Below are 25,385 nucleotides of genomic sequence, written 5' to 3'. Positions count from 1 at the left end.
ATGGATTTGAGTGAAGTGGCGATGGGTTCAGCCTTCGAGCGGCCGGTCGACCATGGCAAGCTCGGTCTTGCCGCGCACCACGCTGACTTGCCGCGTGCCGAGCAACTTACCCAGCTCACCGGCAGGCACCTTGACGGGGCCGGGCTCGCCGATCCCCTCCTGACCTGGCGTTGGCAACGGATAGGCGAGCGACATCGCGGTGTGCAACGCGACGCTCCCTTCGATCTTCTGCAGCACCTGGTGAATATGTCCGTTGAGCACGGTGACCGATCCGTACGGGCGCAGCAGCGCCATCGCCTGGGCAGAATCGGCCGTGCCCCAGCCCCAGGGCTCCCACACTGTCCAGAGCGGGATGTGCGCCATGATGACGATGGGCGTGGAGCGCGAGACTCCTGCGAGATCGCTCTTGAGCCACGCGAGTTGCTCGTCGCCCAATGCGGCCAGCGTGCCCGCCTTGAAATTCAGCACGTTGTTCAGTCCGACGAAATGCACACCGCCCTGATCGAAGCTGTACCAGGCGCGCCCCTTGCCGTCATGGTCGAAGAACCTCAGGTAGCCGGTGACGCCATCGTCGATCGTGTCGTGCTCGCCCGGAACGGTATGAACGCGGTCGACGCGAATGTCCTTGAGGATGTCCTTGGCACTGCCAAACTCTTCAGGCTTCGACAAGTGGCTGACGTCCCCCGTGTGCACGACGAATGCCGGAGCCCGCGGCAACGCATTGATGTCGGCGATGGCGTGGCGCAGGCTGCCAACGACATCGGGGTTGGCCTCCCTGTGGAACCCGATGTGGGTGTCGCTGATCTGGACGAAGGTCAGCGCATCGTGCGAAGTGCCGGGCGGCATGCCGCTACCGGTCGCACCGAGAGCGCGCGGTATTCCGCCGCTCACAGTCCAGACGACGGCGGCGCCGCCCCATGCGGATAGGCAACTGAGGGTCCGACGTCGGCCCGGATCGTGGGTGTTCATGAACTGCTCCTGTCGAAGGGTTGAAGATCGTTGCAGGAGGCAATACGAAGGCCAGCAGGGATTTATTCCCGCCGATGCGCAAATTCCGCAAATGCGCACTCGCGCACTCGGGTAGTGGCGCACGGAATAGATTCCGTCCAGCGGAGTCAACGCTTTGTGTGTGTCGACAACTGGACTTTCATATGCCCTTCACTGCCCGTCACTTGCGCCTGGCTTCCGGACTGGTGCTCATGAGCTACATCTCGCTGCACCTGTTCAACCACATGCTGGGCATCGTGTCTTTGCCGCTCGCGGAAGCAGGGCTGCGCTTGTCGATCCGGCTGTGGCAAAGCGCGCCGGGCACGGTAGCGCTTTACGGGGCGTTCGCGCTGCATTTCTCGCTCGCACTGCGCACGATCTACCTGCGCCGCGACTGGCAGTTGCCGGCCACGGAGTGGCTGCGTCTCTGGTCGGGCTTCAGCCTTCCCTTGCTGCTGATCGGCCATGCCGTGAACACGCGGCTGGCGACGTCCTTCTACGACTTCCAGCCCAGCTACGAAAAGATCATCGCCGGACTGATCAACGGCGGCTCTCAGGGTTGGCAGATCGCCCTGCTCGCGCCCGGCTGGGTGCATGGTTGCCTGGGCCTGTGGATCTCGGTGCGTCATCGCGTTGCGTCGCGCCGCACCCGGGTCGCACTGGCCGCGGTTCTCGTCGCGGTACCGCTGCTCTCGGCGACGGGCTTCGTGCGCATGAGCCGCAGCATCGAAGCGCGCGAGGCCATTCTCACGACCCACGCGGCAGAAGCACGCCCGCGTGCGGTGGCGCTGGCGTCATGGCGTCACGCGCTGCTGGGCACCTACCTGTTACTGCTTGCAGGGTCGTTCATTGCAGGCCGATGGCGCGATGCAAAGAGGTCCGATTCGGCGGCGCCATGACGCGGCTACCCGCCGTCAGGCGCTGCCATGTGTTTGCGTACCAGTCCGGGAAAGGTTTGCAATTCAGGAGCGTTCATGTCCGACCCGGCCCACGCCTGCATGCCGACGAGGCAACGTCCATCAGGTGAGCCCCCATCAGCGAACGCACATGGCTGTCCGTCACGGCTTCGCGCGTCACGTTCTGCGCGGGCACCACGAGCACGCTGAATGCAATGCCCCAGGCGGTCGCGGCACCGGCGCCGTAGACAGCCGCCGCCTCCAGCCAACGACGACGCGCGACAGTCTCGACATCACGGTGCCGATCGGGATGCTGGCGGGTACGGTCGGTCACGGTCCATGCATGACGGAAACCGTCGCCGAAATATTCCCGAGCCCGCACGACCCCACATGGAATGTTGAAGGCCAGGAATATTTCGCAAACGGGCGCCGTACTGCAACACGAGGCCGAGAGGCTCAACCGAGGCACAGGTGGTGCCATTCAAATCCAGGAGATCAGCATGCGTACATTCGAACCCACAATCGCCCCCCAGACGGGAAGCTCGCAAACGACGCGCCGCTGGAACTTTCCCCGCGCCACGTCCGCCTTGTTCCTTCTCGCCGCACTCGGTGCAGCCGCCCATGCCGACGGCGGCATGACACGTGCGCAGGTCAAGGCCGAACTGGCCGAGGCCATGCGAACCGGCAACATGCTCGCCGCCGGCGAAAGTGGCATGACCCTCAGGGAACTGAACCCGCAGCGCTATCCTGCGCCGGTGGTCGCGCTCGGCAAGTCACGCACTGAGGTCCGGACGGAACTGGCCGACGCCATCCGGACCGGCGACATCATGGCTAATGACGAGAGCGGCCTGAGGGTCAACGTGGAGTTTCCGCAGCGCTTCCCGGCGCAGGTCGTTGCAGCAGGAAAGTCACGCGCCGAAGTCAGGGCCGAGTTGGCCGAAGCGATCCGTACGGGCGACATGCTCGCGAACGATGAAAGCGGCCTGAGGCTTAACGAAGAGCTCCCGCGGCACTACGCCAAGGCAGGGGCGGCAGAGGCCGGATCGCCCCGGCTGATGACCGCCGAGGCGCCTTCGGCTGCAGGCCGCGCTGCGCAGTGATGCTCATGGCTTGATGCGGTCTGGATTCGTGATCAGACACTGGGAAGAAGACCACCCGACATGGCAGGTCACACCGCGACGCAGCGTCAGTCGCCCGGAGGGCAGAAGCCCGCTCGCGATACCCGCGCTTCCTGGGATCCGGTGATTCCCATCCGGCCATGCAGAAATCGGCCGCTGACAATGAGGAAAGTACCGCCTTGTGACCGCCAGCCGCAACCCCAGATGGTTCCCACAGGACCGTCCGATCAGCGCGAATGGAGGTCGACGGCACCCGCCCATGGGATGTCCTCGGCGACTGTCGCGCGAAGCGGGGGATGGCGCCTGGAAGGAGACAGCGATGCTCACGACAGACCAGAAGGAAGCGATCCTGCGAAGCGCAGGTGTGCCCGTACCCGACCGCCCGCCCGGTACCGCCAAGGCGGGCGGGACCGGGCCCGCGCAGCACGGCCACCGCGCACCCCCCACCCCTCGGCAGGCCGATGAGCCATGGGCCCGGACGATCGAGACGCTGTACGTGGAATACGTGGCCAGACGTGCCGCGAAGAGCCTGCGCGATGCGGAAGAAGCGCGTCAACTCGGCGCCCTGCGGCGCACCGATCGGCAGTCGCGCGCTTGACCCGGCAGCGCGCTGTCCCCCGGACCCGAGCAGGACGCCGGTGCGCCCGGGGAGCGGTGTCGACAGGGGAAATGAATGAGCCTGCTACCGGCCTCGAGATCGCCTGGCTGGCCGCAAGCTGTATCGCGGGACGATTCACCGCCGTTCCTCCTTTTGGAAATCAGTTCGTTGCCGGCACCACATGCCCCAGAGCCGGCTCGGTGCGCGCGACCGGCTGGCGGCCGACCTTGAACCACGCGGCGTACAGGGCGGGCACGAAGAAGATGGTCAGCACCGTGGCGACGGTGAGGCCGCCCATGATTGCGAGAGCCATCGGCCCCCAGAACACGCTGCGCGTGAGGGGGAGCATCGCGAGCACAGTGGCGGCGGCGGTCAGCACCACGGGGCGCGTCCGGTGCAGGGCGGCATCGACGATGGCATTCCAGGCGTCGCGGCCCTCCTCCATCTCGATGCGCACCTGGTCGATCAGGATCACCGAGTTGCGCATGATCATGCCGCCGAGCGCGATGATGCCCAGGATCGCCACGAAGCCGAGCGGGGCGCGGAACATCAGCAGGGCAGCGACCACGCCGATCAGGCCGAGTGGAGCGGTGAGGAACACCATCGCCATCTTCGAGAAGTCCTGCAGCTGAAGCATGAGGATCAGCAGGATGGTGAGCACCATCACCGGGGCCACGGCGGCGAGGGCCATGTTTGCTTTTTCGCTTTCTTCCACGGCGCCGCCCGTGTCGACGCGGTAGCCGGCGGGTAGCTTCGCCTCGATGTCCTTGAGCAGCGGCTCGATTTCCTTCGTCACCGACACGGGCTGCTCGCCGTCCTTGACGTCGGCACGCACCGTTATGGCCATGTCGCGGTTGCGCCGCCACAGCACGGGCTCTTCGAGCTCGTACTTCACCTTCGCCACTTCGGACAGCGGCACGACGGTGCCGGCGCGCGTGTAAATATTCACGTCCTTCAGTGTGTCCAGGTCGAGGCGTTCCTGCGGCACGGCGCGCGCGACGATGTCCACCAGGTTCTCGTGCTCACGCAACTGCGACAGCGTCGCGCCGTTCATCACGCTCTGGGTGACGAGATTGACGTCGGAGGGCGTGAGGCCCAGCGCACGCGCCTTGTCCTGGTCGAGTTCGACCTTCAGCGTGCGCACCGGGTCGTTCCAGTCGAACTGCACATCACGCACCTTCGGGCTCGAGGCCATGACGTGTTCAACCTCGCGGGCAATCTGGCGCACCTTCTGCGTGTCGGGACCCACCACGCGGAACTGAACCGGGTACCCCACCGCGGGGCCCATCTCCAGACGCGTGACACGAACCCAGGCTTGCGGGAATTCCTTGTCGACCGTGGCCATCAGCCGCAAACGCACGCGCTCGCGCGCCTCCATGTCCTTGGTCATCACGATGAATTGCGCGTAGCCAGGATTGGGCAGCTCGGGCGACAGCGCGAGGTAGAAGCGCGGGGAACCAGCGCCCGTGTAGGCGGTGAAGAACTTGACGTCCTCTTCTTTCTTCAGGATCGCCTCCATGCGCTTGACCTGTTCGGTGGTGGCCTCGAAGGACGAGCCTTCCTTCATGCGCATGTCCATGATCAGCTCGGGTCGCTCGCTGTTCGGGAAGAACTGCTGCGGGACGAACTTCATGCCGGCCAGCGCGAGCACCAGGGCGGCCCCTGTCACCGCGATGATCAACCAGCGCTTCTCCAGCGCGAAGTCGATCCAGCCGCGCAGCTTTCGGTAGAAGCGCGTGTCGTAGGGGTCCCCGTGGTGGCTCTTGCCGAGGTCCTTCGGCAGCATTTTCACCGCGAGGTACGGCACGATCATGCCCGAGCAAAGCCACGAGAACACCACGGCAATGCCCACGATCCAGAAGATGCCGCCCGCGTACTCGGCGGTGGTGGAGTGCGCGAAGCCGATCGGCATGAAGCCCGCCACCGTGATGAGGGCGCCCGACAGGCGGGGCATGGCGGTGGCGGAATAGGAGAAGGCGGCCGCCTTCACGCGGTCCCACCCTCCCTCCATCTTCACCACCGTCATCTCGATCGCGATGATCGCGTCGTCCACCAGCAGACCGAGCGCAATGATGAGGGACCCGAGCGATATGCGCTCCAGGTTCCAGCCCATCGCGAGCATCACCATGGCGACCACGCCGAGCACCAGCGGCACCGAGATGGCGACAATGAGGCCCGTGCGGAAGCCCAGGCTGAGCAGGCTCACCGCCATCACGATGACGAGCGCTTCCATCAGCGAGCGCTCGAATTCCCACACGGAGTCCTTCACGGTGGTGGGCTGGTCGGCGACGCGCTCCAGTTCCACGCCGTGCGGAAGTTCGGATTGCAACTTCGCGACGGCCTCTTCCACGGCCTTGCCGAGCTCGACGACGTTGCCGTCATCGGTCATCACGATGCCGACCATCAGCACGTCCTGGCCGTTGTGTCGGATGGTGTAGGTCGGCGGGTCCTGGAAGCCGCGCGTCACTGTCGCGATGTCGCCGAGCTTGATCGTCCGGCCCCCCGCGGAGACCGGCACGTTGCGGATGTCGTCCAGATTCGTGAACTGGCCGCTCACGCGCACGAACACGCGGTCGTCCTTCGTGTCGATCGAGCCGCCGGGCATCATGGCGTTCTGGCTCCTCAGGCTCTCGGCGATCGCGAGCGGCGTGATGCCGAGCGTGGCCAGGCGCCGGTTGGAGAACTCCACGTACACCTTCTGGTCCTGCTTGCCCAGGAGGTCGACCTTTTTCACGTAGGGCGCCTTGAGCAGGCGGCGCTTGACGTCCTCGGTGATGTCGGAGATCTCCGCGTGCCCGATGCCGTCACCCTTGACGGCATAGAGCAGAGAGTAGACGTCGCCAAATTCGTCGTTGAAGATCGGGCCGACGACACCGTCGGGCAGTTCGAGCTTGAGGTCGGAGAACTTCTTGCGCGCCTGGTACCAGGCTTCCTGCTGGTCCTTGTGCGAGGTGCCGCCCTTCACGGTGATCGTCATGCCGCCGTAGCCCTGGCGCGCAAAGGTGACGACCTTCTCGAAGTGGTCGAGCTGCTCGAATTTCTTCTCGATGCGGTTGAGCACCTCGTCCTGAATCTGCTGCGCGCTCGCGCCGGGCCAGATCACCGTTGCCGTCATCGACGGCACGGAGAACTTGGGGTCCTCGAGCTGGCCGAGCTTGGAGAAGCTGAAGACGCCCGCAATCGAGACCACGATGATCAGGAAAAGCACCACGGCGCGATGCCCGAGAGCCCATTCGGTGAGGTTGAAGTTGTTCATTGGGCGACCTGCTGCGTCGTGTCGACCGGCGTGAGCTTGGCTTCAGCGAGCGTCGGATCGGGCAGCGCGACCTTCAATCCGGGCGCCATCTTCTGCACCCCCGCGGTGACGACCTGCCCGCCGGCCGGCAGGCCAGAGACCAGCGCGAGATCGTTGCGGTAGCCGAGCACTGCCACAGGCATCAGGTCCACGCTGCCGATCGGCTCCTTGCCGGCGCGCTTGACCACCCACACCGCCGGATGGCCGTTCGCCTGGGTGAGCGCGGTAGCGGGAATCGCGGCCGCGTGCACGTCCGAGACCGCCCGGTCGGTCACCAGCGTGGCGGTCGCGCCCAGCGGCAATGGCCGCGCACCGACCGGCTTCAACCGGGCGCGGTAGGTGCGCGTCTGCGCGGCGGCCTGCGGCGAAATCTCGCGCAGCGAGACCTCGAAGAAGTCGGCGGGCGCGCTCGCCATCGACGCCTTGAAGCGCGCTGACTTGAATGCCGCCACTTGGTCCTCGGGGACGTCGATGACGATTTCCGGTGCGCCGGGATCGGCGATCGCGACCACCGGCAGTCCCTCGGCGAGCACCTGGCCCACTTCGAAGCGCACGGCCGTGACCACGCCGCTGCGCGAGGCACGCAACGTGGTGTACTTCAGACGGTTGCGCGCGAGCTCGAGTTGGCGCGCCTGCGCCTCCTCGGCCGCCTGCGCCGTCTGCGCTCCACTGTGGGCATGCTCGTCGTCGGCCACGCTGACGGAGCCGTCGGATTTCAGCGAGCCCAGGCGCTTGCGGTCCGATTCGGCCTGGCGGGCCTGCGTGACGGCAGCCGACCATTGCTGACGCGCAGCCTCCTCGGCCAATCGGTAGTCGCTGTCGTCCAGCACCGCGAGGATGTCGCCCTCGTGCACGAACTGGCCGACATCGACCTTGCGCTGCGCGACTTTGCCGGCGACGCGAAAGGCCTGGTCGACTTCGTAGCGCGACTGCACGGTACCTGCGTAACGGTTGACTTCGCGGGCGGCGTCATAGCGGACATCGGCAATGCGCACCGGCCGGGGCGCCTCGCTATGCGCCTTGTCATGGCTGCACGCGGAGAGCAATGCGGCGACGGCCAAAACGCCGGCCACGGAAAGTGAGTTCTTCAAGACAGTACCTCGTGGAAAGCGACGGGTTTCAGGAATGCGACGCCTGAGTGGCGCCGGCGGAAGTGGTTTGCGCTGTGGGTTGAGCGGCGGGCTCGAACACCTGCCACCCCCCACCCAGCGCCTTGTAGAGTTGCACGCTGTCGAGCAGCAGTTGGGTGTTGCTGTCGTTGGCGCTCAGACTCACCGCCAGGCGCGAGCGCTGCGCATCCAACAGCGGCAGCAGGTCGATCTGGCCGCGGTCGTAGAGCGATTGGGCGCGGCCGAGGGCCGATTCCGCGGAAGCAGCGGCGCTCTGCAGCGATTGCGAGCGCTGGCGTTCCGAGGAAAGCGCGACGAGGGCGTTCTCGACATCCTCCAGCGCGCGCACCATGCCATCCTCGGCGCGCAGCAGCGCTTCGCGCTGGCCGCTCTCGGCGATGTCGTTGATCGCGCGCGTGCGCCCCGCGTTGAAGAGCGGCATCGCCAGCAGACCCGCCACGTTGGTGTAGCGGGCGGCGCCCAGACCGATCCCGTTCAATTGCACATTCTGGCGGCCGAACGAGGCGTCGAGAAACAGCCGTGGAAACCATTCGGCAGCGGCCTGTTGGCGGCGTGCGTTGGCCGCATCGAGCTGCGCCATCAGGGCGAGCACGTCGGGCCGGCGTTGCAGCAGCGCGGCAGGCTGTCCCGGCTGGGCCTGGGGAACGACCACGTCGCCGCGCCACGGAGCGATGCGTGCAGCATCGAAGGCCTGCTCGCCGATCAGCACCGCGATGCGATGCCGCGACACGGCCTCGATCGTCTCCAGCGGAGGAATCTGTGCCCGCGCCGTCTCGGCCTCCGTCTGCGCGCGCTCGACGTCAAACGGGGTCGCCAGGCCGGCGCGCTGGCGCGCCTTCACCAGGCGCAAGGTCTCGTGCCGGGCGGCCGAGATCGCGCGGAGGGTGTCGAGCTGGCGCACCGCGCCCGCGAGCGTGAAGTAGTTGCTGGCGACATCGGTCATCACCAGCAGGCGCACGCCGCGCAAGCCGTCTTCCACCGCCAGCGCGTCCGCCGCGGCTGCGGCCGCGCCCGCACGCAGGCGGCCGCTCAAGTCGATCTCCCACGAGACGTCGAGGCCGGCGCTCCCGCTCCTGGTATCGGGCTGCAACTTCTTCACGGCGTCGCCGTAGCCGCTGCTGCGATCGCTCGCCGCGCCGACGGCGCTGACGCTCGGCATCAGGAAGGACCGGCTGACCGTCACGCCGGAACGCGCCGCCCGCAGGCGCTCGGCGGCGATCTTGACGTCACGGTTCTCGCGCTCAGCGCGCCGCACCAGGTCGGTCAATACCGGGTCCTGGAAACTTTCCCACCAAGCGGCTTCGGGCTCGACGTCGGAAACGGCGCTCGCGGCGAACTGGGCGGGCACGTCGACCGTTGGATGGACGGCTGGCGTGGAACAGCCGACCAACAGAAGGGTCATCGATGCGGCCAGTGCCGCCACGACGAAAAGACCCGCCGGCAGATCCGCCCGTTGGGGCGGCTTCTGCCTGGCCTGAGGAGATCGCGGAAATGCGGATGGAGGTGACATCGGAGTGGACTCGTCTGGATTCGAAGGGGGTGAGCGTAGGGCGCGATGCGTTCGAAGTCGTCAGCGTTGCGTCGGCGTTCGGTCGCCATGCACGCGGCCCGGCGCGCTCATGCGGGCGGGTCGTCGGCCGGGCGCTCTGCAGCCCCGGCAGCGAGTTCGCGGGCGATGGAACGCAGCAATTCGCGGGCGCTCGCAAATTCGAGTTGGCGCCCGGTGACAAGGTTTTCGAGGCGGCCTGCGAACGCCTCGGGGGTCGCGTCGCTGCGCAGCTTCAACACGTAGGCCCGACGGTTCGGGTACTTGGATTCGGGGTTCAGCACCATGGCAGCCTGTCGATGGGAGGAGTTCGGCGTCAGCGTAGGCCCATCCCCGCGTCGAGTCGTCAGCGAAAGGTCGACGAACGGTCGAGACTGCGCTTGCATGCAGAAGCGACGGAATGCCGACCTGTCGCTGACGACGCCTGCGGCTCGCGCCTCTAGCATCGGCGCCCATCACTACGAATACGGCCCGCCCCCCGCGGGGCCCGGCACATGAACCTCAAGCTCACACCCGGGCGGCTTCTCGCCGCCGCCATCGTCGTCCTATCCGTCTGGATCGTGCACGACTTCATCGAGGCCCTGCTGGCCGCCTGCGTGACCGCGATCGCGAGCTGGCCGCTCTATGCCGCATTCAGGGGCCGCTTGCCAAGCCGCATCGGCAAGAGCGTAGGCGCCGCACTATTCACCGGCGCGATCACGGTGTTCGTGCTGGCACCCATGCTCTTTGCCTGCTGGGCGCTGCTGAGCGAGGCGCACGCTTTGTTGCTGGGCCTCGCGGCCGCGGACGGTCGCGGGCTCGGCGTACCCGAATGGCTCGGGAACGCCCCCGTCATGGGGCCCTGGCTGGCGGCGCGCTGGCAAACCCACCTCGTCGATCCGGACGCGCTGCTGGTGCTGACGCAAAGGGCTGATCCCTTCGCTCTCTTCGGCTGGGCGCAGTCGCTCGGACAGTTCACGGCCCGGCATGCGCTGATCGTCGGGTTTGCGATCCTGCAGTTGGCTTTCCTCTACCAGGAGGGTGCGTCGCTCGAGCACGAGTTGACTCGCGGGCTGCGCGAGGCCGTTGGCGATCGCGCCGAACGGTATGTGGAGATCGCCACGCGCGCGGTGCGCGCTTCGGTGAACAGCATGCTGGTCGTCGCCTTGTTCGACGGCCTCGCGACTGCGCTCGCGTACAGCATCGCCGGTGCACCGCGCGCGCTTGTTTGGGCAGCCATCACGGGCTCGCTGGCCGCCGTGCCCTTCCTGGGTTACGCGGCAGTGGCCGCGATGGCGGTGCAACTGGCGCTGACGGGAGCGCCCACGACGGCCCTGACGTCGCTGCTGCTGGGTTGCGCGGTGCTGGTCACGGGCGACAAGCTGGTTCGGCCGATGGTTGCGAGCGGTGGAATGCAATTGCCCTTCGTCTGGGTCCTGATAGGCTGCATCGGCGGCTTGGGCGTGCTGGGCCTGACGGGGGTGGTGATCGGCCCCGTCGTGCTGACGCTGGCCTGGGAACTGTGGCAGCAGCGGGTACGAGATCCCCGGCGCTGAGCCGCTGAGGCGCTGGCGGCGGGCGCGTTGTCAGGCCGGCTTCCCGGCCTTCAAGATGTACCGGGCGCGCCGCACTGGCATGGTCTCGTGGGCTTCGGGCAGCTGGTCGACGAGCGCGGCGAGTGCACGGCGCTCCGGGATCGAAGCTTCGTGGTGCTCGCACAGGTCGACGAGCGCGAGCAATTCGAGCCAGGGCGCCTGCTGTGCCTGCGCCTCCTCGATCGCGCGTCGGACCGAGGCGGCACCGGCGCCGGCGCGGCCTTGTGCACGCGCGATGGCGGCCTCAAGCAGCCACAGTTGCGGCAGGTACACGCGTTCGACCAACTCATCTGCGACCTGCAGGGCTTCCTGCAGCTGGATTTGCGCAGCGTCCAAGTCGCCAGCCAGCAGCAGGGCCTGCGCCGCATAGCCCAACACCTCGGTGACGCCGGAACGCATGCCGAGGCGGGCGTTCCCTTCGCAGGCCTCCCTGATCAGGCGATAGCCCTCGCGCGGCGCCCCATTCAAGGCCTGCGCCCAGCCGCGGTACCCGCGGCACGCCGTCTGCCCTTGCGCCAAGGCGAACTCGTCGACCAGTGCCTGCATTCCCTCGGCAACGGCCGCAACCCGCTCGGCATTGCCCAGACGTACCTCGAGCAGCGCCTCATGCCAGGTGGCAACCAGCTGGGTCATCGGCTGGCGCAAGGCCCGCGCGCGCTCGTGCGAGCGTTGCATATGCCCCCGGGCCTGCTCGACCAGGCCACGGTGCACGAACTCGATGGCCAGCATCCCAAGCAGCGTCACCTGCGGATCGGCCACGAAGACCTCGCTGGCCGCGAGGTCGAGCCGTTCGACGGTGGCCAGGCCGCGCTCGATCCACGCGAGCGCCGCCTGCGGCCGGCCCTGCAACTGGTGCACCTCGCCATGAACGATGCACGCGGCCATCATCAGCACCGGATCATTCGACTCCGCCGCGAGCGCCTCGGCGCGCTGCGCCACCCCCAGTGCCTGTGCATACTCGCCGCGGAGGCTCAGCGCGTAGCCGAAGCCGTGCAGCAACCGACCGCGCATCGGATGCTCGGGCAGGCCCTGGAGTAACGCGTAGGCGCGTTCGAAAGCGTTTCTCGTCTCGCTGCCGACGCCAAGCGACTGGAAGGCGGCTACACCGTGCAGTGTGGCGATCACGAGCTCAAGCGCGTTGCGCTCTTCTCCCACCGGCGCCTGCTCCAGCAGGGCCGAGGCGCGCTCGGTGAGGCTGATGCAGGAGGCTGGGCTGAAGTGCAGCAGCGCGACCTCGGCGGCCTCGGCGTAGAAGCGCAGTGCGGTCATCGACTCTCGCCCGCGGTCGAAGTGCATGGCCAATTCGGCCGCGGCCACCGGCACGCGGGCCGCACGCTCCCGTTCGAGGGCCGCGCCGACCTTACGGTGCAGCTGCGTGCGGGCCGAGGGCGATGTGCGTTCATACAGGAGTTGACGGAACAACGCATGCCGGAACGCGTAGGGCGACTCCGCCATCTCGTCGCCCTCGCCTGCGCACTGCGCCGTGAGCCACACGTGCTCGCGCACCAACTCCTCGCAGGCATGGGCCACCGATGCGACGTCACGCTCCAAGGCGAGTGCCACCGTGTGAACTCGGAATTCCACCCCACACACGGCCGCCGCTGCGAGCAGGGCCCGCAGCTCGCTACCCAGCCTCGCGATGTGGTGGTCAATGATGGCCGCCAGGTTCTCGGGCACCGCCACGGACGCGAGGCGCGCTCCCACCGCTGCGTCGTCCGCGGCGCGATCCATCACATCGGCGGTGATCGACGCGACGAACAGCGGCACGCCATCGGTGCGCTCGTGCAGCGCGCGCACGAAGGCCTCGTCGCGCGCGAGCGCGGCCGAGCGTTGCGCGATGTAGTCGGCGACCTCGGTCTCCGAGAACGGATCGAGTACCACCTCCTGGCACAACCGGTGCTGACGCAACTCGTGACGCAGCGGGTTGAGCGGATGGTCCAGTGCGATCACCTCGGCCAGGCGGAAGCTTGACAGCCACATGAAGCGCGCGGGTGCGCGCCGGCGGGCGAGGTAGTCGATCATCTGGATGGTTGCCCGGTCGCTCCAGTGCAGGTCTTCCGTGACCAGCAACAGAGGACGCTGCTCGGCGTAGCGATCCAGCAACTCTGCAATCTCGCGCAGCATGCGGTCCGGGCCCACGCCGGCGAGTTCGCGACGCAGCGCATCGCGTTCCTCGGCCGTGCTCAACCACGGCAGCTGCAACAGCCAGGTCGGAGCCACGGTACGCAGCAGCGCCGGCAGCGTGCGATCGCTGCGACACAACTCGGCCAGCGCTTCGAGCACCGGCAGGTAGGGCTCGCCTGTGCCGTAGTGCTCCACGCACTGCCCACGCGCGCAGGCGATGCCGCCAAGACTGGTCACGAAGTGTTCAATCAGTGTGGTCTTGCCGATCCCCGGTTCGCCGGCGACCCAGACCACCGCGCGCTTCCCGCTGCAGGCTTGGTCCCACCCCTCCTGCAGCCGGACCATCGCCTCCGCGCGGCCGATGAACGACGGCGAGTTCCGCGGGCCCGGTGTGACCGTCGTCGCTGCGCGAGTCGGTGCCGGCGTCGCGGCGGCAGGCACCGCGATGAACCGGTAGCCGCGCCGTGACACGGTCTCGATGAAGCGCGGTGCGCGCGGGCTGTCGCCGAGCACCATGCGCAGGTCGCTGATCGCGGTCTTGAGCACTGATTCGCTGACGAACTGGTGGCCCCACACCGCATCGAGCAGCGCATCCTTCGTCAGCAGCGCGCCCGGATGGCGCGCCAGCGCGCACAGCAGGTTGAAGGGAGTGGGCGCGAGCGCGACGGCCGTGCCGTTGCGCAGCAGGCACGCATTCGCCTCATCCAGATCGAACTCCTCGAAGCTGATCCGAACGGGATCCGGGTTTGACAGCGAGTGCGCCACGTACGTCGTGCGAGAGGACGGGAACGAATTATCGATGGGCCAGTGATTCAAGTCATGTCGTTGCAGCCGCGCCAGCGAGCTTCTCAACTGACCTTTCGGCGCCCGACCACGCGGCGGGTCGCCTGCGCCACGGTTGGCGCCGTCCGGATCTCCGAGGTCTCGATGAGCAAACCCGCTGACAGGATCTCGACCGGCTTCAGTGGGCTGTGGGCGATGCGCTCGGCGCTCTTTGCATCCAGGCCCAGCCCACGCAATGCGGCGGCGGTGCTCTGCTCGGCGAAGTCGCTCTCGCAGTCCGGCTCGAGCATCCGATGCGTCGCGCCGAGCACGGCGCCCGTCACGATATTGAGGGCCAATGCGATCGGCATGCGTGCGAATCGACCCTGCCGAATTCCTTCGGTCAGGTCTCTCTTCACGAAGTCGAGCAGCATGTTCGGGCCTCGCGCGTCCGGCCATCCGAGGCGGATCAGGAATGCGGCCGCCAGCGGATGGTCGATGGCGAGTCTTGCCACCAGTCGTATGCCACTCGACACGCGTTCAGCCGGATCGTCGTAGCTGCGCACCACGGGCTCGGCCATCCGGATCAGCTCGTTGGCGATCTCGATGGCGAGTTCCCGGACCAACGCGTCGGGCGACGGAAAGTATTTGTAGAACGTGCCCCGCGACACCTCCGCGGCCGAGATCACATCGTCGATCGACGTCGCCGCCGGCCCCTTTTCCGCGACGAGTCTCATCGCACTGGCGAGCAGGCGTGCGCGCATGCGTTCGCGTCGCTCGGCGGCGACGCGGCGGCGGTGGTCTTCCGTTTGCATGGATCGATTGTGCCCAGTGGTTGAACGAGTATAAACGACAATGTTGTCATAATGACGTGTTTGTTATTATGATAACCGGTCGACGCCGTTTCCATTCGCTCGACGAGCAAGGTCCAGACGTTCCTGCTCGGCTACCACTACACCTTCTGAAGGGGGACATACCTGTGAAAGGCTTCACCGCAGTGCTTCGGCAGCCCGAGTCGACCCCCGAAGGGCGGCTGCCCGCCAATGTCCAACGACTGTCACGGCCGCCCGCTCTTGGTCGCGCGATCGAGCTGGCCTTCCTGCGCTGGGAAAAGCGCCGGCTGGCGCCGACCGAACGCTTCTGGCGCGACTTCGGCTTTGAGATCGTCAGTTCCACTCCGCAACGTCTTGTGGCGCGGGGTGCGGGGACCGCGCCCTGCATCGCGATCGCTGAAGGCGGTCGGCAGGATCGTTTCATCGGCCCCGCGTTCCTCATGTCGGCCGATACCGATCTGCACCGCTACGTAGACCAGATGGGCGCCCGCTGGCTGCCCGTCTGCCGCCTGCCAACGGGCGGCCGAGGCGTGGAACTGCGCGACCCGAGCGGCCGCAGTGTCTGGCTGCTGCAGGATCAGCGGCGTGTAGAGCCGCGGCCGCTGCGCGACGCTGTCACGCCGAGCGCGAACACGGCACAAGACAGGCCCCGCGTGAATCGGACGGTGCGCACGCCCATCGAGCCGGCGCGCGTCGTGCGGCTCGGGCACGTGGTCCTGCAGACCATTGACTTCACGCGCATGGCCGAGTGGTACCTGCGCGTGCTCGGACTGATTCCCACCGACGTGCAATACCTCGCCGACGGCAGTCCCAGTCTCGCGTTCTGCCGCCTCGACCTGGGCGGTCAGCCGGCCGACCACCACACGCTGGTGATCGTTGGCGGCATCGAGGAGAAGATCGAGCACAGTGCCTACGAGGTTCTGGACCTGGATGCGCTCGGACAGGGCCAACAGGTGCTGCGCGCCGAGGGCCACCGGCACATGTGGGGCATCGGTCGCCACCTTCTCGGCAGTCAGCTTTTCGACTACTGGTCCGATCCCGACGGCTTCGAGTACGAGCACTACACAGATGGCGACGTCTTCACCGCGGACTTCGAGACCGCCTACTCGCCGCTCGAATTCGGCGGCATCTGGGCCTGGGGCGCCGACGCGCCCGCCTCGATGAAGCCGAGGAAGAACCTTCAGACCCTTGTGCACGTGCTGAAGCTCCTGCGTCGCAAGGCCATCACGCCGCAGCGACTGAACCTCATGAGCGCGGCGCTCGATGCGCCCGCGCGCCCTTGGCTCTAACTTCCCCCAACCTCCCCCGACCAAACCCATGTCACGCACAATCATTCACTATGCCGAAGGCGGTACGCCCCGTTGGGGTGTTCAATTCGGGCGCCTCATCGCCCCCCTGCCAGTCAATGTGCCCAGCACCGGCGAGCTGCTCTCCGGCCACTGGGAGTTGCTGTGGGCCATCGAGGCCACACAAGCCGTGCTGCCGCTCGAGCGCGTCCAGTTGCTGCCGCCGGTGACTCGTCACCAGCAGTTCATCTGCCAGGGCGTCAACTATCACAGCCACATCGCCGAATCGGGCCTGCGCGTCGAAGACTTCCCCTTCAACACGATCTTCACGAAGGCGCCTTCCAGCATCACGGCGGCCGATGTGCCAGTGGTCCGCCCCGCGCATGTGCAGCTGCTCGACTATGAGATCGAGCTCGGCCTGGTGTTGCGTGCGCCAGTGCCGGCCGGCACACAGGTCGGCCCTCACGACTTACCGCAGTGGCTGGCCGGGGTGACCATCGTGAATGACCTTTCGGCACGTGACGTTCAATTGCCGCAAGGCCAGTTCTACAAGGGCAAGAGCTATCGAGGCTTCGGCCCGGTCGGACCCGGACTGGTGCTGTTGACGCCGCAGGAATGGGCGCGCTGGCCCGAGCTGCACATGCGCCTGACGGTCAATGGCCAGACGCGGCAGGACGCCTATTGCACCGAGATGATCCATGGGCCCGCGGCCACGGTCACCGAACTTGCGGCGCTGCAGGACCTGCTGCCCGGCGACCTGATCGGCACCGGCACACCGGCAGGCTGCGCGGCGCGCGCCCCCGGCAAGGCCGCGATGTTCGTTGCCAGGCATCTGCTCAGCGACGCCGGCAAGTGGCAGATGTTCATCCGCAAGGGGCGGGCCAACCCTGCCTACCTGCGCCCGGGCGACCGCATCAGCGCATCGATCCGCACCGACGACGGCGCCATCGACCTCGGCGAACAGACGACCTCCATCACCGCGCCATGAACGCGACATCCTCCCGTCGTACGGTGCCGCAACTCGACACCGACATCCTGCTCGTTGGCCTCGGCCCTGTCGGCGCGACGCTGGCCAATCTGCTCGGCCACTATGGCGTGCGCGTGCTGGCCATCGACAAGGCGACCGCCATCTTCGAGAAGCCACGCGCGATCGCGCTCGACAACGAGGCGCTGCGCATCCTCCAACTGGCGGGTGTGCGCGACGGCGAGTTCGAGACCGTCGCCATCCCGCAGGTGCAATATCGGTCCCCGCTGTTCGGCCGCTTCGCCCGCATGAACACCGCCGGCATCATCGACGGCCACCCGGCGCTCGTCACCTTCTACCAGCCGGAGCTCGAGCGCCTGCTGCGCGAGAAGCTCGCGCGATATCCAGACGTCGAGGTCCGGCTCGGCCGGGCACTCGCGGCCTTCGTGGACGACGGCCGCTTCGTCCAGGCGCGGCTGGAGGACGCGGCCGGCAACGAGACCTATGTGCGGGCGCGCTACCTCGTCGGCACCGACGGCGCAAGTTCACTGGTACGGCGCACTCTGGGTCTGGACTTCGAAGGCCGCAGCTTCCACCAGGACTGGCTGATCGTCGATGCGCTCGACGTGCCTGATCCGATCGACCACGTCGAGTTCACCTGCGACCCGCGGCGCCCGACGCCGCGCATGGTGGCTCCCGGTGGACGGCAGCGTTGGGAGTTCATGCTTCGCCCCGGCGAGCGGCCGGAAGAGATGGAGCGACCGGAGTCGGTGCGGCGGCTGCTCGCGCCATGGTGCGACAGCCAGCGCATCCGGATCGAACGCACGGCGGTCTACCGCTTCCATGCGCGCGAGGCGAAGCGATTCTCCAAAGGCCGCTGCTTCATCGCCGGCGATGCTGCACACATCACGCCGCCTTTCGCGGGCCAGGGCCTGGTCGCCGGACTGCGCGACGCGGCCAATCTGGCCTGGAAACTCGCCTGGGTCGTGCAGGGACGCGCGAACGAGCACGTGCTCGACAGCTACGACATCGAGCGACGACCCCATGCCAGGAAGATCATCCGCCTGGCACGCATGCTCGGCGCAATCGTCATGCCGCAACACCGCGGCGCCGCGTTCGCGGTGCACGGGTTGATGAGCCTGCTGCGCCTGCTGCCGGCGGGCCGCGCGCTGTTCGAGGAGATGAAGGTCAAGCCGCAGAACACCTTCGACCAAGGCCTGTTCTGGCGCGCGCGCGGCAGCGAGCGACTGCGTGCCGGGGGCATGCTGCCGCAAGGCTGGGTTCGACCAGCCGCTGGCGGTGGGCCGATCCTCAGCGACGACGCGCTGGGACCGCAATGGGCACTGATCGGCTTTGGCGTGGACCTGTCGAGCAGGCTGCCGCCTGAGCTGCTGCAGTGCTGGCAAGCGGCCGGCGGTCGGGTGTGGCAGTGGTGCCAGCGATCGCAAGCGCAGCATCTCGCACCGCCCTCGCTGCGGCTGGAGGCGCTGGACGAGGCCCTGCTGCCACACCGGGCTCCCATCGGCTGGGTCGCGATCGTCAGGCCTGACCGTTGCGTGCTGGCGGAAGGGCCGGCATCGGCGGCCGAGGCGTTGCTGCGGCGGGCGCTCGAGCTCGTCGCGCCATCCCCATCGTCCGCTGCGGCGCCACGGCCAAACCGGCCAAGCGGTCCTCCTGCCGTGACGGCAATGTCAATTCGGTGAAAAGCATGAACAGATTCGCCTCTATCGCTGACGTGGACGCTCTCGAAAGTGAGCACGACGGCCTCCTTCCGAACAGCACCTACGAAATGATCGGCGCCGCTGCGCGCGCCCACCCCGACGCGCCGGCGCTATCGTTTTTCTCTCGCGTCGAAGATCATCAGCGGCCAGAAGTCTGGAACTACGAGACGCTGTTCGCTCGCATTACGGCCACCGCCAACTTCCTCCACGAGTTGGGCGTCGGCGCCGACGATGTCGTCGCCTTCGCGTTGCCCAATCTGCCGCAGACTCATCTTGCGGTCTGGGGCGGCCAGGCGTCCGGCATCACGTTCGCGATCAATCCCATGCTGGAGCCTTCAGCGATTGTCGAGCTCCTCGCCGCTGGCGAAGCAAAGGTGCTGATCACACTGGCACCCGTTCCCGGCATGGACCTGTGGTCAAGGCTGCAGCCGCTGCTCGCCGGTGTCCGCTGCCTCGAACATGTCGTGCTGGTCGATCTGGCCGGGAAGGTCGACGGGGTCGCGGGCGCGGCTCCAAGCGAGACAAAGGGTCGCTTCACCTTGCACGACTTCGAGCAAGGGCTGCGCCGACAGCCGGTGGACCGCCTCGTGAGCGGGCGCGTGATCCACCCCGGCGACCGATCCTCCTATTTCTGCACCGGCGGCACCACTGGCGCGCCCAAGATCGCGATGCGCATCCATGCGAACGAGGTCGCCAACGCCTGGAGCATCGGACAGTTCCTCGGCGACGGCATTGCAGTGGGAAAGACGCTCTTTTGCGGACTACCTCTGTTCCACGTCAACGGCGTCCTCGTGACCGGCCTGTTGCCTTTTTCTCGCGGCGCCCACGTGATACTTGGCACGCCTGCGGGCTACCGCGGAGATGGTGTCATCCAGCACTTCTGGGAGTTGGTCGAGCACCACCGGATCAACTTCTTCAGTGGTGTTCCGACAGTCTTTGCGGCGCTGATGCAACAGCCGACACAAGGTCGCGACCTCAGTTCGCTGGAATACGGGCTCTGCGGCGCCGCGCCGATGCCGCTCGAACTGATGCGCGCCTTCCAGCAACTGACGGGGCTGCAGATCCTCGAGGGCTACGGGCTGACCGAGGGAACATGCGTCAGCACATGCAATCCACCGCTCGGCGAGCGGCGCACCGGGTCGATCGGTCTGCGTGTGCCCCTGCAGGCCATGAAAGCCGTCATGCTGGACGACGCAGGGGTGTACGTGCGCGACTGCGCGGTCGGCGAGGCAGGCGTGCTCGCGATCAGCGGTCCCAATGTGTTTGCCGGCTATCGCGATCCCGAGCAGGACAAAGGACTCTGGCTGGACTTGGGCGACAGCCGGCGCTGGATGAACACCGGCGATCTCGGCCGACAGGACGAAGATGGCTACTTCTACCTGACTGGCCGGAAGAAGGAACTCATCATCCGGGGCGGCCACAACATCGACCCTGCCAGCATCGAAGAATCCCTGCACCGGCATCCGGCCGTGCAACTTGCGGCCGCAGTCGGACGCCCCGACGTGCACGCGGGCGAACTGCCTGTCGCCTATGTCCAACTCAAGCCCGGCGCCTGCGCGACCCAAGACGAGTTGATGGCCTTCGCCAGGGAACGGATCACCGAACGCGTCGCGATACCGAAGGCGATCAGGTTGGTGGCGGCCATGCCCCTGACGGGAGTCGGCAAGATCTTCAAGCCCGAACTCAGGCATCGCGAGATCGCAGATGCGCTGCGCACGGCGCTGCATGATGCCGGCGCACCGATTTCTCGGCTCGAAGTCATCAATGACCCGCGCCTCGGAATTCAGATTGAAGTCACGGTGGCGCGCATAGCGACTGCCGGCATCGTCCGCAAAATTCTCGGCCAATATCCGTTCCGCTTCGAGGTGTCTCTGATAGGCCACGATCAATGATCGTGCTCGAACGAAGACCGAATTCGGGTCGTCGCTATGGAGCATGGGTGTACACCCGGTTTAGGCCCCGAACGCCAGTTCGCAACGCGTCGATGCAAACGTGAAGGGAACCATGGCCAGGCCTCAAGCTTGTGTTCCGTACTTCGGCCCGACCCAGAGTCGCGCCAGTATGAGAGCGTGGCCGACCATCAGTGGCGGGACCACAACCATCGGGATGTAGTAAGTGGCGCCGAAGTCGCCAGGCGCCGCGAACGTCAGGCCGCGGGCGAAGGCGTTGAGAAAGTCAACAATCCCCACCACGCTAAAAATCCATACAAGCGGGATCGCAACACGCGTGTTGGCCTTCAGCGCAGCAATCGAGACCAATGCGAGAACCGCAGTCAGCAGGTCGCCATAGGCGGTCGGGAACGAGAAGCGAGGGTCCATCGGCACGGTCGTGACGCCGTGAATCAGAAACGAGAGACCCAGGTATCGAAAGACATGCGGGAAGATGAGGATCATCAGCGCGTCACGCGCCGGCATGGCACGAATGCGCGGCCAGACATACCAGAGGCCGATGAGCCCGGATGCCAGTAGACCGATAGTCACGCTGAGCGGCAGGATGAGTTCGAGGGGAATCATGATGGTCAACTCTGAAATGTTTGAAGTGGGAATGGGCCTCCTCCCCGAATGTCTTTGACTCTGGACGATCCGAGGAGAAGGTCCGCATACAGGGACGCCAATGCAGACCTGTTTCATCGTTGGCATGCGCAAAGATGGATACAGCTTTCGACGCCGTATCCATCAGTGCTTAAGTATCGAAATCGGTCGAGTGCGCCAGTTCCTTCTGCGCCTCTAGGGCGGCGAGCCTCGCGGTCAATGCGTTGTGGACGAACGCGTAGGCGTCGCTGCCCAGAGTGAGACGTCTCGGCGCTGGACTTTGAGCAGTCGAATCGATGATGGCCTGCGCCACCTTGCGTGGGTCACCCCGAAACATGCTGGGCCCAGCGGACGCGGTCATGCGCCTGAATTCGCCGGCCGCCGTGTTCTCGTACACGTCCATGGGTAGGCCAAATGCGGCGCTCGAAGTTCCAAAGTTCGTTCGTGACGCGCCGGGCTCAACCAGGGTCACTTCGATGCCAAAGCTGGCGATCTCGGGAATCGTGCCCTCGTAGAAGCCCTCGATGCCCCACTTGCTCGCGGCATAGACGCCCATGGTGGGATAAGAGCCCTGCCCGACCATCGAGGAAATCTGAATGATGCGGCCCCCGTCTTGCTTACGCAGCTGCGGAATGACCGCCCGTGCCACATGGATGGAGCCGAGCAAGTTGGTGTCGAACTGGCGCTCGATCTGCGCGTCGTCGACTTCCTCCGCCGCGCCAAGCAGCGCGTAGCCGGCGTTGCTGACCACAACATCGATGCGCCCCAGATCCGCGAATGCGCTATCGACGACACGGCGCACCGCGGCGCCATCGACCACATCGAGAATGCCGACCCATAGGCGGTCACCGTATTTCTCTGCCAAAGCGGAGAGCGCGTCTGCCTTGCGGACCGTCGCTGCGACGCGGTCACCGCGCGCGAGCAGTACCTCGGTCAATTGGCGGCCAAAGCCGCTGCTGGCGCCAGTGATGAACCAGGTCTTCAACATATCGAACCTCGCTTCCTGCAGTTTTGTGATGGGGCTCAGGCGAATGCCGACCGGTTCTGGGCGATGAACGCCGGAATCGACAGCGGTGGCTTGCCGGTGAGTTTCTCGACGACATCGTTGGTGCCGGCAAACACGCCGTTTTGATAGTCCTGAGCGACTTCGCAGAGGTGTTGAATGAGGAATGGGTTGAACTTGTAGGTCTGCTCCATCCGCTGGCGGAACGCCTCAATTGACAGCGGCGCGTATGAAATCCTGGCGCCCAGCACGTCGCTCATGGCCGCCGCAATCTCGTCGTGGTCCATCTCGCGCGGCCCATGCAACCGATAGATTTTTCCGCCGTGGCGCTCGGGTTCGGCCAGGAGCTGCGCGATGACGCGGCCTTGGTCGTCGGTGCTGATGGGCGCATGCCGACCGTTGCCGAAGGGAAAAACAATCTGTTTGCTCGCCCAGATTTCCTTCGCGAAATGCGGATAGACCAGCCAGTCGGCGAAGAAGGTCGGACGCAGGTGTGTGGTCGGCACGCCTGACCAATCGAAGACCCGCTCGGACATCCAGTGATCACGGGCGGCATGACTCTTCGAATCGCGGCGCGCGGAGATTTGCGACATGTTGACGATGGCGCCCACCCCCGCTTCCTTCGCCGCCTGGGCGAAGAACGCGCTGGCCTGAACGATGCCCGGGATGAAAGGGTGCAGGAAGTAAGCCGAGCGGATGCCCTGCATCGCGGCCTGAATGGCGTCGATGTCGGTGAAGTCGCCCAGCGCGATTTCCACCCCCTTCTTCCGAAGCGCCGCTGCTTCGTCGCCGTCCCTGCGAACGTAAGCGCGAACGCGTTGCCCCATCTTCAAAAGGTTGTCGATGGCGACGCCACCGGTTCGGCCGGTGGCACCGCTGATCAGAATTTCTGCTTTGCTCATGATGTTTTTTCTCCGATGAATGGGGCGTGGCTTCTGCCGAAGCAGATTCGCTCCCGTGACTGACACAGATGGCCGAATCAATTTCTGATTCAGCTCTCGAAAGGGGCGTGGTCGAGGAGGTCGCACACGTCTGGAATCTCGAAGCCATGCACGTGGCGGTGCCCGATGTCGGCGAGTCCGGTACCCACGGCGGTATGAGGCTTCTTGCGAGCGACCTCTGCCAAGGCACTTTGGAAAGCGGCCTTGAAGCCGAGGCGCGGGTAGAGGGCCAGCGTGTCGTCGATGAGGGATGGGGTGATCTCATCCATCCAGAGGCCCATCACATCGACATGGGCGCCCATGTGGACCAGCGCGACCTCGGGCTCCCTGCGGTCGGCGATGCCGGCGCTGGAGTGCAGGGCAATGGCGTCCCAAACCAGTCGAGCTTTTGCCTCGGGGTATCCATTCGCGACGAGAATCTTGCTCGCTGCGTCAGCGCCGTCGACCTCGAAGCGATGCTCTGCCGCGTAGTCGTTGGTGAGGCCCAGGTCGTGCAGCAACGAGGCCAAATAGACAGCTTCACGGTCGTACTTCAGGCCGCGCTTCCGACCCAAGAACTCGGAGAACCACCAGGTCCGGTGGACGTGGTTTCTCATGGCGGGCGAATGCACGCTTTGCACAACGTAGGCTGCCTTGTGAGCCAGTTCGGTGTTCGGGGCGCTGATGCCACCGATGAGGATCGGTTTTTCCATGAGGCTCACTCCTTGGGGATGTCGATTGCGAGGCCTCAACTGTAGGATTCGGGGGTCAGGCATAAATGACTGTTTACGGATGATTTGTGCCAGAATGGGTGAAATCATCCGAGGCCGCCATGACTGAAAGAAGGAGATCAAGGACGAGAGTGCCGCTCGTGCCGGTGGCACGAAAGCGCGTTGTCATCCTGGGGCTGCCACCCGTCGACGCGCTGGACGTCATCGGACCTGCGGAGGTGTTCACTCTTGCGAACCGACTCCATAGCGGAGGGACGGCTCCCTACCTGTTGGAATTGGTCTGTCCGGGGCCTGACCTCGACCTGGAGAGCGAAACCGGCATCGGGCTCAAGGCTCACCGAACCGTCGAACAGGAACGACGCTCAAGCAAGCCGATTGACACGCTGGTGGTCGCCTCGGGGTTCAATCCAGAACAGCAGTTGGACAGGGCCGTCATTCAATGGATTCGAAACCGTTCGCGGTCCGTCCGGCGCATCTGCTCGATATGTGTTGGCGCGTTTGCGCTAGCTGACGCCGGCTTGTTGGACGGTCGCCGGGCGACCACGCATTGGGGCATGGCAAAGCGCTTGGCCGAGCTGTATCCCGCTGTGGTGGTGGACCCGAACCCCATTTGGGTGAAGGACGGGAATGTCTACACATCAGCGGGCATCTCGGCGGGGATTGATCTTGCGCTGGCCCTCGTCGGTGAAGACCTGGGCGACGACCTGGCGCTCGAAGTCGCCAAGAATCTTGTGCTTTTTCTGCGCCGTCCTGGCGGCCAAGCGCAGTTCAGTGTTTCGCTTCAGGCCCAACATGGACTCAGTTCCAAGTTGGAAGGCCTACGCACCTGGATAAGCGAGAACCTGCACCTGGCACTCACAGTCGATGTCTTGGCGGACAAGCTCGCGATGAGCGTCCGAACTCTCATCCGAACGTTCGAGAGAGAACTGCACACCACGCCGGCGAAATACGTCGAGGACGTTCGGCTGGAGGCAGTGCGTCGAGCGCTGGAGCTGGGAGGCTCGATAGAGGAGATTGCGCGTCGATGCGGCTACCGGAGCGTTGACGTTCTCAGAAAGGCATTTGTGCGTCGCGTGGGGGTCAGTCCCAGAGAGTACGCACAAAGGTTCGCCCAAGCGGCGGTGAGCTGAAGATCGAAATCGAATCTTCACTTCAGTCGATGAGTTCAGCATGGCGCGCTGCGGCAGGCAAGTGAGTCAGCGACGCCCTTCTGCTTTGGGCCGAGGGTGTGTGGAAACTCCATTGATGGTCGCCTATATTGAGCCAACCCGTCTGAACGAGGTGGTGGCCCATGAAGCGATTCATCGAAGGCGAGGACCGTCAGCAGGTCACTCTGCTGCCCGAGTGCCTTGACGACTACATCGGC

General features: G+C 65.9%; 21 protein-coding genes. 9 read left to right on the top strand and 12 right to left on the bottom strand.

The annotated features are described in order from the left end of the window. Positions 1 to 27 precede the first annotated feature (27 nt). Positions 28 to 969, bottom strand: a complete 942-nt coding sequence (locus tag AC1D3B_RS30345) for a metallophosphoesterase family protein (RefSeq protein ID WP_478194388.1) — start codon at positions 967 to 969, stop codon at positions 28 to 30. Positions 970 to 1,151: 182 nt separating this feature from the next. On the opposite strand from AC1D3B_RS30345, the gene AC1D3B_RS30340 reads away from it, so the two are divergent. Further along, the gene (locus AC1D3B_RS30340) at positions 1,152 to 1,886 is read left to right on the top strand and encodes a hypothetical protein (protein WP_478194387.1); all 735 of its coding nucleotides are present in this window, start codon (positions 1,152 to 1,154) and stop codon (positions 1,884 to 1,886) included. Between the two features lie 73 nt (positions 1,887 to 1,959). Here AC1D3B_RS30340 and AC1D3B_RS30335 read toward each other — a convergent pair whose 3' ends face one another. Further along, positions 1,960 to 2,217 carry a hypothetical protein gene (locus AC1D3B_RS30335; RefSeq protein ID WP_478194386.1) on the bottom strand — a complete coding sequence of 86 codons (258 nt, stop codon included), beginning with the start codon at positions 2,215 to 2,217 and terminating at the stop codon, positions 1,960 to 1,962. Positions 2,218 to 2,383: 166 nt separating this feature from the next. Here AC1D3B_RS30335 and AC1D3B_RS30330 point away from each other — a divergent pair, with 166 nt between their 5' ends. After that, positions 2,384 to 2,983, top strand: a complete 600-nt coding sequence (locus tag AC1D3B_RS30330) for a DUF4148 domain-containing protein (protein ID WP_478194385.1) — start codon at positions 2,384 to 2,386, stop codon at positions 2,981 to 2,983. 337 nt (positions 2,984 to 3,320) lie between these two features. Continuing rightward, complete coding sequence (locus tag AC1D3B_RS30325; protein WP_478194384.1) at positions 3,321 to 3,599, top strand: hypothetical protein; 279 nt, start codon at positions 3,321 to 3,323, stop codon at positions 3,597 to 3,599. Between the two features lie 160 nt (positions 3,600 to 3,759). Here the strand turns inward: AC1D3B_RS30325 and AC1D3B_RS30320 are convergent, their stop codons facing one another. From AC1D3B_RS30320 to AC1D3B_RS30305, 4 genes are all read right to left on the bottom strand, one after another. Beyond that, complete coding sequence (locus AC1D3B_RS30320) at positions 3,760 to 6,855, bottom strand: efflux RND transporter permease subunit (RefSeq protein ID WP_478194383.1); 3,096 nt, start codon at positions 6,853 to 6,855, stop codon at positions 3,760 to 3,762. Then, positions 6,852 to 7,985 (bottom strand): efflux RND transporter periplasmic adaptor subunit, encoded by a 1,134-nt coding sequence (locus tag AC1D3B_RS30315; protein ID WP_478194382.1) that lies wholly within the window; start codon positions 7,983 to 7,985, stop codon positions 6,852 to 6,854. Before AC1D3B_RS30315 ends, AC1D3B_RS30320 begins: the two co-directional genes overlap by 4 nt. Positions 7,986 to 8,013: 28 nt before the next feature. Next, positions 8,014 to 9,534, bottom strand: coding sequence for an efflux transporter outer membrane subunit (locus AC1D3B_RS30310; RefSeq protein WP_478194381.1), 1,521 nt, complete (start codon positions 9,532 to 9,534; stop codon positions 8,014 to 8,016). A 107-nt stretch (positions 9,535 to 9,641) separates the two neighbouring features. Next, entirely contained in the window at positions 9,642 to 9,857 is a 216-nt protein-coding gene (locus AC1D3B_RS30305) for a hypothetical protein (protein WP_478194380.1), read from the bottom strand. Positions 9,858 to 10,064: 207 nt separating this feature from the next. Between AC1D3B_RS30305 and AC1D3B_RS30300 the strand changes: the two genes are divergently transcribed. After that, a complete protein-coding gene (locus AC1D3B_RS30300; protein WP_478194379.1) occupies positions 10,065 to 11,105 on the top strand; it encodes an AI-2E family transporter in 1,041 nt (346 codons plus the stop codon). Between the two features lie 30 nt (positions 11,106 to 11,135). On the opposite strand, the gene AC1D3B_RS30295 is transcribed toward AC1D3B_RS30300, so the two are convergent. Next, complete coding sequence (locus AC1D3B_RS30295) at positions 11,136 to 14,084, bottom strand: ATP-binding protein (protein ID WP_478194378.1); 2,949 nt, start codon at positions 14,082 to 14,084, stop codon at positions 11,136 to 11,138. Between the two features lie 32 nt (positions 14,085 to 14,116). After that, on the bottom strand, positions 14,117 to 14,845 hold the full coding sequence (locus AC1D3B_RS30290) for a TetR/AcrR family transcriptional regulator (RefSeq protein ID WP_478194377.1): 729 nt from the start codon (positions 14,843 to 14,845) through the stop codon (positions 14,117 to 14,119). Positions 14,846 to 15,009: 164 nt separating this feature from the next. On the opposite strand from AC1D3B_RS30290, the gene AC1D3B_RS30285 reads away from it, so the two are divergent. Genes AC1D3B_RS30285 through AC1D3B_RS30270 form a run of 4 tightly spaced genes read left to right on the top strand, consistent with a single transcriptional unit; the run spans position 15,010 to position 20,726 of the window. Continuing rightward, positions 15,010 to 16,152 (top strand): VOC family protein, encoded by a 1,143-nt coding sequence (locus AC1D3B_RS30285; RefSeq protein WP_478194376.1) that lies wholly within the window; start codon positions 15,010 to 15,012, stop codon positions 16,150 to 16,152. A 28-nt stretch (positions 16,153 to 16,180) separates the two neighbouring features. Next, on the top strand, positions 16,181 to 17,137 hold the full coding sequence (locus AC1D3B_RS30280) for a fumarylacetoacetate hydrolase family protein (RefSeq protein ID WP_478194375.1): 957 nt from the start codon (positions 16,181 to 16,183) through the stop codon (positions 17,135 to 17,137). After that, positions 17,134 to 18,816, top strand: a complete 1,683-nt coding sequence (locus AC1D3B_RS30275) for a bifunctional 3-(3-hydroxy-phenyl)propionate/3-hydroxycinnamic acid hydroxylase (protein ID WP_478194374.1) — start codon at positions 17,134 to 17,136, stop codon at positions 18,814 to 18,816. Before AC1D3B_RS30280 ends, AC1D3B_RS30275 begins: the two co-directional genes overlap by 4 nt. A gap of 5 nt (positions 18,817 to 18,821) precedes the next feature. After that, a complete protein-coding gene (locus AC1D3B_RS30270) occupies positions 18,822 to 20,726 on the top strand; it encodes an acyl-CoA synthetase (protein WP_478194373.1) in 1,905 nt (634 codons plus the stop codon). Between the two features lie 123 nt (positions 20,727 to 20,849). Here the strand turns inward: AC1D3B_RS30270 and AC1D3B_RS30265 are convergent, their stop codons facing one another. The 4 genes from AC1D3B_RS30265 to AC1D3B_RS30250 all read right to left on the bottom strand — a co-directional run bounded on the left by AC1D3B_RS30265 (position 20,850) and on the right by AC1D3B_RS30250 (position 24,001). Continuing rightward, entirely contained in the window at positions 20,850 to 21,347 is a 498-nt protein-coding gene (locus tag AC1D3B_RS30265; RefSeq protein WP_478194372.1) for a hypothetical protein, read from the bottom strand. Between the two features lie 169 nt (positions 21,348 to 21,516). Next, positions 21,517 to 22,353, bottom strand: coding sequence for an SDR family oxidoreductase (locus tag AC1D3B_RS30260; protein ID WP_478194371.1), 837 nt, complete (start codon positions 22,351 to 22,353; stop codon positions 21,517 to 21,519). Between the two features lie 35 nt (positions 22,354 to 22,388). Beyond that, positions 22,389 to 23,270: an NmrA family NAD(P)-binding protein gene (locus tag AC1D3B_RS30255; protein WP_478194370.1), complete on the bottom strand. Its 882-nt coding sequence runs from the start codon at positions 23,268 to 23,270 to the stop codon at positions 22,389 to 22,391. A gap of 89 nt (positions 23,271 to 23,359) precedes the next feature. Beyond that, a complete protein-coding gene (locus tag AC1D3B_RS30250; RefSeq protein ID WP_478194369.1) occupies positions 23,360 to 24,001 on the bottom strand; it encodes an HD domain-containing protein in 642 nt (213 codons plus the stop codon). A 119-nt stretch (positions 24,002 to 24,120) separates the two neighbouring features. Between AC1D3B_RS30250 and AC1D3B_RS30245 the strand changes: the two genes are divergently transcribed. Beyond that, on the top strand, positions 24,121 to 25,149 hold the full coding sequence (locus AC1D3B_RS30245; protein WP_478194368.1) for a GlxA family transcriptional regulator: 1,029 nt from the start codon (positions 24,121 to 24,123) through the stop codon (positions 25,147 to 25,149). The last annotated feature ends 236 nt before the right edge of the window (positions 25,150 to 25,385 follow it).

It is taken from the genome of Variovorax sp. P5_A3, assembly GCF_056400665.1.
The sequence above is the reverse complement of the archived record's forward strand: the minus strand, read 5'-3'. Positions and strand labels throughout refer to the sequence as shown.